An 11,331-nucleotide genomic window follows, 5' to 3' on the forward strand; every position below is an offset into this window, starting at 1 on the left:
AGCTTGATCCGGGTTTCTTCTGCGTTCCTCATAACCTTGACCTGTCCTTTTTGTATAAGCCAGATATACATACCGGTTGGTATTTTTCAAGAAATACCCGGCTAATATTGTAAATAAGTCATATGAATGTGGTAGCATAATGACAGGATTCCCGCGGATTTCTGTGACTTAGCGCAAGCCGTGTGAAATCCTCATACCTGCCAGTAAAGTGGTATGTTGGATCCAATTTTTCCGAAAAGCCAACCAAGCCACCGGTTTCCGACTCCTTACACCGGGCCCCTCCCCACAGCGCGAGCATACTGGGCAATTTTGGACCGATCATTCCACAAAGGTATAAGCCCGCTGCCCTAACGGGTGGGAAGTTTATGCCGATTAACCCGCTGTTATAGCTATATTTTCTGCACCATTGCGGCTCCGGCATCCAGCCCGACCGCCCAATCACCGCAGGCATCAAGGGCAATCACGCCTACACGTCAAAATGGCCCTGCAATTGCTTGGATAATTCCCCCAAGGGATGGGAGCAGCAGGAGAAACATCATGGTTAATATTGAAGGACAATATTCGCTGGTTGGCGGGCGGATGATTACACCGCAGCGTCTGATTGATTTCCGGACAGGCGAATACAGTGATGCCTATTCCGTCGATGAATGGAAAGCGCTTTGGCAGGAACGCCAGACCGCGTTCAGCGAGACCCAGAAAACCGCCGAGAACAATCTGAAAAATTGGCTCGATGAGCATGCCGACACCGAAGTCACACGCGCCTATTACCTTGATGGGAAATTGACCGCCGTGTTTGGCCGCGATAATGCCAACATTTCAAACGATATGAACTACGCATTTGAATATCGTTCGGCCAAAAATGACGGCGAAAAGCTGGGCCTGACGGGTGATGAGCTTGACGCATTTGTCGAAAACGACCTGCGCCGCAAATACGGCAACCGCCTGACCGTGACCGAGGGTGAAGCCGGCACCATTGGCACGATTGCCGATTATCGCGAAGAACTGTTTGGCGGCAGTCGCTGGCCATCGGCGGACAACCTGCCGCCCCCGCCCGAGATTGACTGGGATGCACCATCACCGGCCGAAGCGGGCACATGGCAGGGACCGATCCTTAATCTTGATAACGACTTGTATCTCGAAATGAGGCGCACGGTAGCCGCGGCCGAGCGTTAGAAATAAAGGAAGGGCGCCAATAAATGGCGCCCTTCCCTTTTTGCGTGTCACACCCGGCAAACCCCCGGATGCGAAAGCCTGATCAAGCCCCGGTCAAAGCCCGGATCTGTCGGTTGGCCACCGTGATCATGGCAAGATCGATCTGACCGGCAGAACGCAGTTCGTTGATCAGATCATCACAACGCGCACAGCCGCGCTGACGATCCTGCACCCAGATATCAAGCAGATCAGAACCGGCCGTGCCCTTCTTGCCCGCGGCAAGGACAGAACGGGTCAGTTCGCGTTGATGGCCAAACAGATCATCAATCACAGCCGCACGGGCCAGTTTCTGCCAATGGGTATCAGCTTCAATAGACTCGGCGGCCGAGCGCATCAGGCCAAGCTGGAAGCGTGCCCCGACCGCAAAGTAGGTGGCAGATACTTCAATAACATCGCGTCCGGTTGCCTCGGCAATGCGGACAACGTCACAGATCGCCACCAGCTGGGTTGCCGATGCCACCCGCCAAGCGATGTCTTCGTGCACGCCTTGCGCGACGAGTGATTTGGCCTTGTCTGCCAGTGCCTTGCGGGCAGCGGCATCTTCGGGAACGATTTCCTCGAAGCTTTCGATGACCTTGGACACCGCCGGGCGGAATATTTCGATCTTTTCACCGACATTGAGATCCTCGCAATTGCGCAGGAACCATTGGGTGACGTCGTTTACCATGCGGTTGATTTCGCGGAACATGCTGGTCTGGAGTTTGGCCAGAACGATATTATCAAGCGCCTCGATCCCGTCCCACAATTCCCGCAGACCAAAGACAGAGCGCGTGATGAGATAGCCGCGCGACACATCAACCGCCGACATGCCGGTAGCTTCCATCATGTCATGGACAAAGGTGCCGCCAACCCGGTTGACCAGACTGTTGGTCGCCACAGTCGCGATGATTTCGCGTCTCAGACGGTGGTTCGAGATCGCATTTGCGTATTTCTTGCGAAGCGGCGTCGGGAAATAGCGCACCAGTTCTTCGACCAGAACCGGATCATCGGGCAAATCGGACTCTAGAATTTCGTCATAGAGCCACAATTTCGCATAAGGCATCAAAACCGAAACTTCCGGACGGGTCAGGCCTTCATGCGCGTTGGCGCGACGGGTAAGTTCCTCGTCATCGGGAAGATATTCGATTTCCCGGTTCAGACGCCCTTCGCGTTCCAGCATGCGGATCAAACGCACCTGTGCATCAAGGATATCGGCACCTTCCGCATCCGAGTTCGAGATCGCCTGGCTTTGCAGATAGTTATCGCGCAGCACCAGTTCGCCGACCTCGTCGGTCATGTCGACCAGAAGCTTGTTACGCTGCTTTTCGGTCATGTCGCCTGCCGCGACCACCTCGCCAACGAGGATCTTGATATTGACCTCGTGATCCGAGCAGTTCACGCCGGCAGCGTTATCGATCGCATCGGTATTTAGGCGACCACCCGAATGGGCATACTCGATACGGCCACGCTGGGTCGCACCAAGGTTTGCGCCCTCGCCAACGACCTTGGCGCGGACTTCGCGACCATTGATGCGGATGGCATCATTGGCGCGGTCGCCGGCATCGGCATTGGATTCTAGGCTGGATTTGATATAGGTCCCGATCCCGCCAAACCACAGAAGTTCGACTTCGGATTTCAGGATGGCCTTCATCATATCGGCCGGAGTGACCTTGCCACTGCCAAGCCCGAGAAGTTTGCGGACCTCGGCAGAGGGATCAAGGGTCTTGGCCTTGCGGTCAAAGATATCGCCGCCCTTGGACAAGGTTTTCTTGTCATAATCGGTCCAGCTTGAGCGCGGCATATCAAACAGGCGTTTGCGTTCGGCAAAGCTTTTGGCCGGATCCGGGTCGGGATCGACAAAGATATGCATGTGGTTGAAGGCAGCAACCAGCTTGATCTGCTCGGACAGCAGCATGCCATTACCAAACACATCGCCCGACATATCCCCGACACCGGCCACGGTAAATGGCGTGGTCTGGATGTTTTTGCCCATTTCGCGGAAGTGACGTTTGACCGACTCCCACGCACCACGGGCGGTGATGCCCATTTTCTTGTGGTCGTAGCCCTGCGAGCCGCCAGAGGCAAAGGCATCATCGAGCCAGAAGCCGTAATCACGCGCCACACCGTTGGCGATGTCCGAGAAGGTCGCTGTGCCCTTGTCAGCCGCAACGACCAGATAGGGGTCATCATCATCAAGACGACGCACGCGTTCAGGCGGAACGATTTCACCAGCAACGATATTGTCGGTGATATCGAGCATCCCGCTCATGAGTGTTTTGTAGCAGGCAATGCCTTCTTCAAGGAATGCTTCGCGCGAGCCATCGGCGGGCGGGCGTTTGACGACAAAGCCACCCTTGGAGCCGACCGGAACGATAACCGCGTTCTTGACCATCTGGGCTTTGACCAGACCAAGGATTTCGGTACGGAAATCTTCCTGACGGTCAGACCAGCGAATGCCGCCACGGGCAACCGGACCACCGCGCAGATGGACGGCCTCAACCCGTGGGGAATAGACAAAGATTTCACGCCACGGACGCGGCAGCGGCAAATCTTCGATGATGGACGAGTTGAATTTGACCGACAGATAGGATTTCGGGTTTCCGTCTGCATCATACTGGAAGAAGTTGGTGCGCAAGGTCGCCTGAACCAGATTGAGGAAGGCGCGCAAGATGCGGTCTTCATCCGGGTTCATCACATCTTCAAGGCGGGTGATGATGTCAGCTTCAATCGCCTCGACCTCGGCTGCCAATCCCGGATCGCGGTCCGGGTCAAAGCGGGCAACAAACAGCGACACAAGGGCGGACGCCAGTGTCGGGTTGTTGGCAAGGGTCTTTGCCATATAGGCCTGCGAGAAGGCAGAGCCGGTCTGGCGGGTATAGCGCGCGTAGGCACGCAGAATAACGACTTCGCGCCAATGCAGGTTGCCCAGCAGAACAAGGCGGTTAAAGGCATCATTTTCAACTTCGCCATGCCACATGCGCACAAACAGTTCCTGGAACTTGTTACGCACGTCATGCAGGCTGAATTCGCCGTCGACCTCGACCCCGAAATCATGAATGCGGACGTCGGTATCAACATCGCGCGGACTGACCGTGAACGGGTTTTCGGTGATGACCTTAAGCCCCATGTTTTCAAGCATGGGCAGGACATCGGACAGCGGCACCGGGGCACCCGGGTTATAGATTTTGAAGCGCAGCTCGTTTTCGGCAGCTTCGATCGGGCGATAAAGGTTCACCCGCAGGTCATTGGCCTTGATGACCTCTTCGATGCGTTCGATATCAAGTTCGGCACTTTCGACCGTGAAGCGTTCACGATAATCGGTAGAGAAGCTTTCGCCGTAGCGACGATGCAGGGCCAGGCCACGTTCCTCGCCCAGTTCACGCACAAGCACCTGACGCAGGGTATCGGACCAGTCACGCGCAGCTTCGACAAGCTGGCGTTCGATATCGGCGACACTGTATTCGGGCAGTTCACCCGGATTGGTTTTAACCAGCAAATGCAGGCGTGCCAGCGGGCTATCCCCGATCAGGGTGTAATGAGCGGTCACCTTGCCATCAAAGGCGTTCTCAATCACCGTCTGGAACTTCAGGCGCAGCTTGGTGGTGAAACGATCACGGGGGCAGAACAGCTGGCAGGAGACAAACCGTTCAAAGGCGTCACGGCGTACGAAAAGCGCAATACGCTGGCGTTCCTGAAGATGCAGGATACCCATGCAGGTATGATAGAGATCATCCAGATCAACCTGGAACAGTTCATCACGCGGATAGGTTTCAAGGATATTGACCAGCGCCTTGCCATCGTGACTTGCCGGCGGGAATCCTGCGCGCTTGACGGTTTCGGCAAGCTTCATGCGCAGAAGCGGAATCAGACGCGGGCTTAGGTTATAAGCGACCGAGGTAAACAGGCCGACAAACAGATGCTGGCCAACGACCTTGCCCTTGGCATCGAACTGTTTGACGACGATGGTGTCGAGATGCACCGGGCGATGCACGGTGGATTGCTTGTTGGCCTTGGTGACCATCAACAGGTTCGGCTTGGTGACAAAGTCCTGCACCTCGGCCGACAGGTTGCCAATCTGGCGCAGCTCATCAAAAACGTGCGTGCCTTCGCGTGACAGAATGCCGAGCTGATTTTTGACCTCGACATCCACAGCAGACTTCTTGCCGCCCGGCTTGAAGCTGTATTCGCGGTAGCCGAGGAAGGTGAAGTGATCGTTATGCAGCCAGCCCAGGAAATCCTGGACTTCACGGCGGTCTTCGTCGGTCTCGGCCGCCTTGAACTCGCCGATTTCATCAAGAACCTCGGAGACCTTTTTAAGCATCGGCTGCCAGTCGCGTACGGCAAGTGCGACGTCGGTCAGGCTGTTTTCAAGGCGGTCATGGACCTTGGCAAGGACCTCTTTGTCGGTCTGCTCGTCAATTTCGACATGCATGACCGATTCACGCGGATCGTCGGTTTCCTCGACACCGGCGACATGTTGCAATTCACCCTTGTCATTACGCGCGATGCGCATGATCGGGTGGATAACAAGATGAACCGTCAGATCAAGTTCATGCAGGGCGGCCGTGACCGAGTCCACGAGGAACGGCATATCGGTATTGTTGATTTCAATGACCGTGTGATCGGACGTCCAGCCATGCTCTTCGAGATCGGGGTTATAGACCCGGATTTTCGCCGTATCGGCCGAGGGGCGCTTTTGCGCGAATTTGTAAAGTGTAAGTGCCGCGCCATAAAGCGAGTCGACTGATCGACCCGCCATGTCGTCAGGCGGAACATCCTTATAAAAAAGGCGAACGAATGCTTCTGCATCCTTCGCCATTTCGCCAGACATTCGCTGATGGATTTTTTCGACAACCTTGTCGATGACTTCCCGTTTTGGGTCGCCGTTTCGGGCTTTCATGACCTAATTCCCTTTTTCCCGGTTCTGTTTGCCAGAACCGAAACACCGATCTTTGCGACCGGTGCAACACACCACTGATTTTGTCTCTTTATTTGGGAAGGAAACTGGGGCTTTCCACCATAAACCCACGTGGAACTCCCGAGCATCCCTTCACGCCTACACATAACGGATCATCTGCCTAAAAACTATGCTTCTGCACAAAAAAAATTCATTTAACCAACAGACTAGCATGCGGCCGCAAGATCATCGGCAGGGAGCGATTGTCACAGAATTTTGCACTTTTTTGCGATGCAAAACCGGTTACACTTTGAAATGCGCCCCGATTTGAGAATTTCTTCGCACCCGCACATGATCCGAGAAGGAACCACGGCATGCTTGAAGGCAAAAAAGGGCTGATCGTCGGAATTGCCAATGAATTGTCCATCGCCTGGGGCTGCGCGCGCGTTTTCAAGCGCGAAGGCGCAGATATCGCGGTGACGTATCTGAACGACAAGGCCAAGCGGTTTGTCAAACCGCTGGCCGAGGAAATCGACGCTGCGATCTTCGCCCCGCTTGATGTGCGTGACGCATCGCAGGAAGACGCGCTGTTTGGCGAAATCGAACAGAAGTGGGGAAAGCTTGATTTCGTTTTGCATTCCATCGCCTTTGCCCCGGCAGATGACCTGCATGGACGGGTGGTGGATTGTTCTCGCGACGGGTTCATGGCAGCGATGGATATTTCGTGCCATTCCTTTGCACGGCTTGCCAAACGTGCAGAGCCATTGATGCGCGATGGCGGCACGCTTTTGACCGTGACCTATATGGGATCGGAACGGGTCATTGATCATTATGGCGTCATGGGGCCGGTCAAGGCAGCACTTGAAAGTACGACTCGCTATATGGCGGCCGAGCTTGGACCCAAAGGCATTCGCTGCCATGCGATTTCACCGGGGCCGCTTTTGACCCGGGCGGCCTCCGGCATTGCCGAATTCCAGTATCTGATGGATGAAGCAACCGAACGCGCACCATCACATCGTCTGGTGACCATTGATGAAATTGGTGAATTGGCAGCCTTTCTCGCCAGTGACCGCGCCAAATCACTGACCGGGGACGTGGTACATATTGATGGTGGTTATAACATCATGGGCTGATTGGCCTGTTCGCGGCTAGCGGCGCTTGATCGCGTCTTCTGCCTTGGGTGCGACGCGCTTGATCTGACGTGCAAGTGCCAGTTTGGCCTCGGCATCCGGATCAGGTTCAGCGGCGGCAAACAGATCGGGCGCATCCCCGCCATTGATCGCAATCATCCTAGCATCGGTTTCAGACTGGCTTTCAACCCGCCCTTCGACCAGATGGCACAGATCAAAACCGGCTTCTTTCAGGGCGGGCGCGATCAGAAGCGTGCGATGGCAATCCAGTGGATCCTTTTCGGCGCACATAAGGCAGATGCGGTATTTCTTCGCGCCGGAGACCAATCGTTCGATCCCGGATTTGAAATCGGGCCGTGCGGCCATAAGGCCATAATCAAGTTGCCCATCAGGATACAGTTCAGGAATTTGCGGCTTGCCGCCCATCACATCACCCATAAAGACATAGGCAATGCCGTTTTCGCGCAGGAACGGCCCGAAACTGTCAGCGTCGAACGCTGTCCAGTAGCTTGATCGCTTGAAAGTGCGGATATCGGCCACCGCCGTAATGCCATGCGCCCGAAACAGCGCAAGCAAACTGTCCCGATCATGGCCAGCATAGCCAACGGTGTAGATCACACGGTTTTCGGTATGGACGGCAGGCATTTCGGTTTGCTGATTGGTCATAAAGACAAGACAGCCGATAAAGACAGCAAAGGCAAGCCTGCAAACGGTTTTATCCACTCGCCTCGAGTGATGAGATCGGCTGATGCTTTACCATTTGCGCAATTGCGTCCGCACCGACCGGACGGGAATAGTAATAGCCCTGCACGTTATCGCAGCCGATCTTGCGCAAGCATTCCAACTGTGCCGTCGTTTCGACACCTTCGGCGGTTGCCTGCAAACCAGCAACATGCGCGAAATCGATTACCGCACGGACGAGCTCGCGATCATGCACAGAAACGTCGATCTGCTCGATGAAGACCCTGTCGATCTTGATGATATCGACATCCATGCTCCTGAGCCGCCCAAGGGACGAGAAGCCGGTTCCAAAATCATCAATCGCGACCATGACACCAAGCTCTGTCAGTTCGGCGAGGACACGGTCGCTGCGTTCGCCGGTGGCAATGATCGTTTCCGTTACCTCAATGATCAGGCGTGACGGAGCGAGGCCGGTTTTCTGCAATACGTCGCTCACACGTGCGGTATATCCGGGGTCTTCGAATTCCAGTACCGAGACATTCACAGACACAGAGATTTCTGGCCATTTAACGGCCTCTTCACATGCCGTTTGCAAGGCCCACGCACCAAGTTCGCGGATCATGCCGGTTTCCTCAGCGACAGGAATGAACCTGTCGGGGGGAATGAGGCCATGTGCCGGATGCTCCCAGCGTGCAAGGGCCTCTACCCCCAGCAATGTTTCCTCTGGCAGGCTGTAGACTGGCTGGAAATGAAGATACAACTGGGATGCACCGGCATCGAGTGCCAAACGCAGATCATGTTCGATCTGACGTTTTTCCCGGTTTCGCGCATCCATTTCGGGATCAAAGGCCACAAACTGGTTACGGCCATTATTCTTGGCCCAGTATAGCGCGACATCAGCACGGCGGATCAATTCCTCGCGGCCAAGCGCATCCTCATCATCAAAGGCAAAACCGATGCTCATGGCGATGGGCACTTTGCGCCCGTCAATATCTACCGGCTCATTGCAGGCCTGATACAATCGTTCACAGAATGCTTCCGCATCTAAGGCTGACGAAATCCGTCCCAGCAGCAAGGTAAATTCATCACCACCAACGCGCGCAATCAGCTCATCATCGGGCAGCAAGGACTCAAGGCGCTTGGCAACGGCACAGATCATCTTATCCCCGGACTGATGACCAAGGGTGTCGTTGATCTGCTTGAAGTGATCAATGTCGACAAACAGCAGCGCCACGCCCGATGGCGAGCGGTTCTTGTCTGCCAGTTCGCGGTCGACACGGTCATTGAAACAGGATCGGTTTGGCAAGCCGGTCAGGGAGTCATGACGGGCCATATACAGCATCTTGCTTGCCGCCTGTCGCTGTTCGCGATAACGGGTGCGCAATTGCAGCGAGAAGACAACCACAAGGATGGCAATGACGGCACCAAGCGCTATCAACATCGGCGAGAGGAAGGAAAATACGCGACTTCCGGGCTGGTAGGGCACCCAGATGAAATAGCCGATGGTGTTGCTATTGGCGTCCACAAGTCGACTGGAAAGCTCGCGCCCGGTGCGATCATTCATGCGCGAGAAACGGAGCTGGTCAAACAGGAACTTGTGTTCGACCTCGCTTAGGAACTCGTCATCAAGAAAGCGAATGGCAACAAAGACATTCTCGTTACCAGGAGTCTGGATAATCGTGCCATCGTCAGAAACAATCGGTTTGGCACTGATGATGGCCGGACGCCCATTGATAACCGCCATTTCGCCGACACCTGGCGATTGCAGATAGGCTTTCAGGTCGAGTTCCCATTCATCAAGCAGCTTCCGACGCAAGGACTTCACAAGGCCAAAAATCGTTTGTCCAACGATGGCGAAAGACAAAGTGTCCTTTGATTTTTCCTCGACATATTCGTGAAGCAGCTGATCGTCAGGCGAAAGAACGAACAACCCGTCATGACCGAAGTAATCCTGCATCCAGATGCCAAGATTCCACTCGACCCATTCTTCATCACCATTGCGCACCGCGTTGATCGTGTCGTTCCAGATGGTCACACTTTCCTGCTCATGGGCGACCTGATCAAGCATGTCACCTATAACGCGTTCAAACATGTATTTCTGGCGCTCATAGGCAACGTTGTCGGCTTCTTGCGTCGTCCAATACAACAACCAGAAGCCCCCGAAATTGAGCAACAGCACCGCAATCGCGACCGGCAAGGTCCGCGTCAGCAGAAAGTTTTTATGTGAGAAAAACCCGGAGTTTGGCACCCATCATCCCTTTGCAGAGCATACGCCCCTTAGAACCACCACTTTTGGATAGCATACATTAACCTGTAAGGTTTGCCGAGATAGATGATTTTTCAATAGCCGAACGTTAGAAATTGGGCTTGGTACCGGATAAATCGACGGATTTATTTCACACGCCCAAAAGACGACTCGAAACGAAAAAGACCGCCCCGAAGGACGGCCTTTTTAGAACTTTCATCATGGAGCGGGCGAAGAGATTCGAACTCTCGACCCTAACCTTGGCAAGGTTATGCTCTACCCCTGAGCTACGCCCGCATCATCATGAAAGCGATGATCTATGAAACCGGTCTGATGGAGCGGGCGAAGAGATTCGAACTCTCGACCCTAACCTTGGCAAGGTTATGCTCTACCCCTGAGCTACGCCCGCGTTCATCAGATTGTTTCTGCCCCTGTGGAGCGGCGCGGATAATAGCCCAACAAAGAGCGATTGCAACCCTTTTTTCCATGAAAACGTAACATCGGGAATTTTGGCGGTTTTCCTTGACTTTAAGGGCTTCAATTGTCGAAATCCGACCCGGTTTACGCAAATTTGCGTCCGGTTTTGAACTTGGTTATCTTTTGGCGCACAGCCGCAAGGGAAAGAGCATGAGCGATCCATCAACCCAGCTTTTCGATCACCTGGCCAAATTGGGCATCGAAACGACAACACATGAGCACGAACCGCTGTTTACGGTCGAGGATTCGCAAAAGCTGCGCGGGGACCTGCCGGGACTGCATTCCAAGAACCTGTTTGTCAAAGACAAGAAGGGTGAGTTGTGGCTGGTCGTTGCCGAGGAAGAGACCGAAATCCGCATGAACCACCTGCATAAGCGGTTGGGATGCGCGCGCCTGTCCTTTGGCAAGCCAGAGCTTCTGATCGAAACGCTGGGCATCAAGCCGGGCTCGGTGACACCCTTTGCCTTGCTTAATGATCAGGATCGCAAGGTCAAACTGGCGCTTGATGCCAAGCTTGCCAACGGGGATGTGTTGAATTTTCACCCCTTGCGAAATGACCGAACCACGACAATTTCCTCGGCAGATCTGTTAACCTTCATCGGCTCGCTTGGATATGAGGCGATGATTATTGATTTTGATGCCGAACCCGCCGCCGAATAACGATAAATGAACCCTGGACACCTGAGTAAGTCCTTAAATTCGCTTATATT

Annotated in this window: 6 protein-coding genes and 2 tRNA genes; 3 read left to right on the plus strand and 5 right to left on the minus strand. The window is 54.4% G+C overall.

Annotated features, from left to right (window positions below; all coding sequences use genetic code 11):
- The first annotated feature begins 537 nt into the window (after positions 1-537).
- Positions 538-1,173: a hypothetical protein gene (locus tag CMO10_RS01665; protein WP_297018590.1), complete on the plus strand. Its 636-nt coding sequence runs from the start codon at positions 538-540 to the stop codon at positions 1,171-1,173.
- Positions 1,174-1,255: 82 nt separating this feature from the next.
- Here the strand turns inward: CMO10_RS01665 and CMO10_RS01670 are convergent, their stop codons facing one another.
- Positions 1,256-6,091 carry an NAD-glutamate dehydrogenase gene (locus CMO10_RS01670; protein WP_297018591.1) on the minus strand — a complete coding sequence of 1,612 codons (4,836 nt, stop codon included), beginning with the start codon at positions 6,089-6,091 and terminating at the stop codon, positions 1,256-1,258.
- 371 nt (positions 6,092-6,462) lie between these two features.
- Here CMO10_RS01670 and fabI point away from each other — a divergent pair, with 371 nt between their 5' ends.
- Complete coding sequence (gene fabI, locus CMO10_RS01675) at positions 6,463-7,221, plus strand: enoyl-ACP reductase FabI (protein WP_297018592.1); 759 nt, start codon at positions 6,463-6,465, stop codon at positions 7,219-7,221.
- A 15-nt stretch (positions 7,222-7,236) separates the two neighbouring features.
- On the opposite strand, the gene CMO10_RS01680 is transcribed toward fabI, so the two are convergent.
- The 4 genes from CMO10_RS01680 to CMO10_RS01695 form a co-directional block, all read right to left on the minus strand.
- Positions 7,237-7,884 carry a DUF488 domain-containing protein gene (locus CMO10_RS01680; protein WP_297018593.1) on the minus strand — a complete coding sequence of 216 codons (648 nt, stop codon included), beginning with the start codon at positions 7,882-7,884 and terminating at the stop codon, positions 7,237-7,239.
- 49 nt (positions 7,885-7,933) lie between these two features.
- The gene (locus CMO10_RS01685) at positions 7,934-10,096 is read right to left on the minus strand and encodes a putative bifunctional diguanylate cyclase/phosphodiesterase (protein WP_297018594.1); all 2,163 of its coding nucleotides are present in this window, start codon (positions 10,094-10,096) and stop codon (positions 7,934-7,936) included.
- A gap of 270 nt (positions 10,097-10,366) precedes the next feature.
- Positions 10,367-10,441: transfer RNA gene (locus CMO10_RS01690), tRNA-Gly, on the minus strand.
- Positions 10,442-10,478: 37 nt separating this feature from the next.
- A tRNA-Gly gene (locus CMO10_RS01695) sits at positions 10,479-10,553 on the minus strand.
- A gap of 218 nt (positions 10,554-10,771) precedes the next feature.
- On the opposite strand from CMO10_RS01695, the gene CMO10_RS01700 reads away from it, so the two are divergent.
- Positions 10,772-11,281: a prolyl-tRNA synthetase associated domain-containing protein gene (locus CMO10_RS01700; RefSeq protein WP_297018595.1), complete on the plus strand. Its 510-nt coding sequence runs from the start codon at positions 10,772-10,774 to the stop codon at positions 11,279-11,281.
- Positions 11,282-11,331: the final 50 nt, after the last annotated feature.

The organism is Thalassospira sp. (assembly GCF_002709775.1).
Classification (GTDB): Bacteria; Pseudomonadota; Alphaproteobacteria; order Rhodospirillales; family Thalassospiraceae; genus Thalassospira.

Excerpts from the sequence above, each read along its gene's own strand:
- CMO10_RS01665 (WP_297018590.1), top strand. The coding sequence starts at position 538 with ATGGTTAATATTGAAGGACAATATTCGCTGGTTGGCGGGCGGATGATT.
- CMO10_RS01670 (WP_297018591.1), bottom strand. The coding sequence starts at position 6,091 with ATGAAAGCCCGAAACGGCGACCCAAAACGGGAAGTCATCGACAAGGTT.
- fabI (WP_297018592.1), top strand. The coding sequence starts at position 6,463 with ATGCTTGAAGGCAAAAAAGGGCTGATCGTCGGAATTGCCAATGAATTG.
- CMO10_RS01680 (WP_297018593.1), bottom strand. The coding sequence starts at position 7,884 with ATGACCAATCAGCAAACCGAAATGCCTGCCGTCCATACCGAAAACCGT.
- CMO10_RS01700 (WP_297018595.1), top strand. The coding sequence starts at position 10,772 with ATGAGCGATCCATCAACCCAGCTTTTCGATCACCTGGCCAAATTGGGC.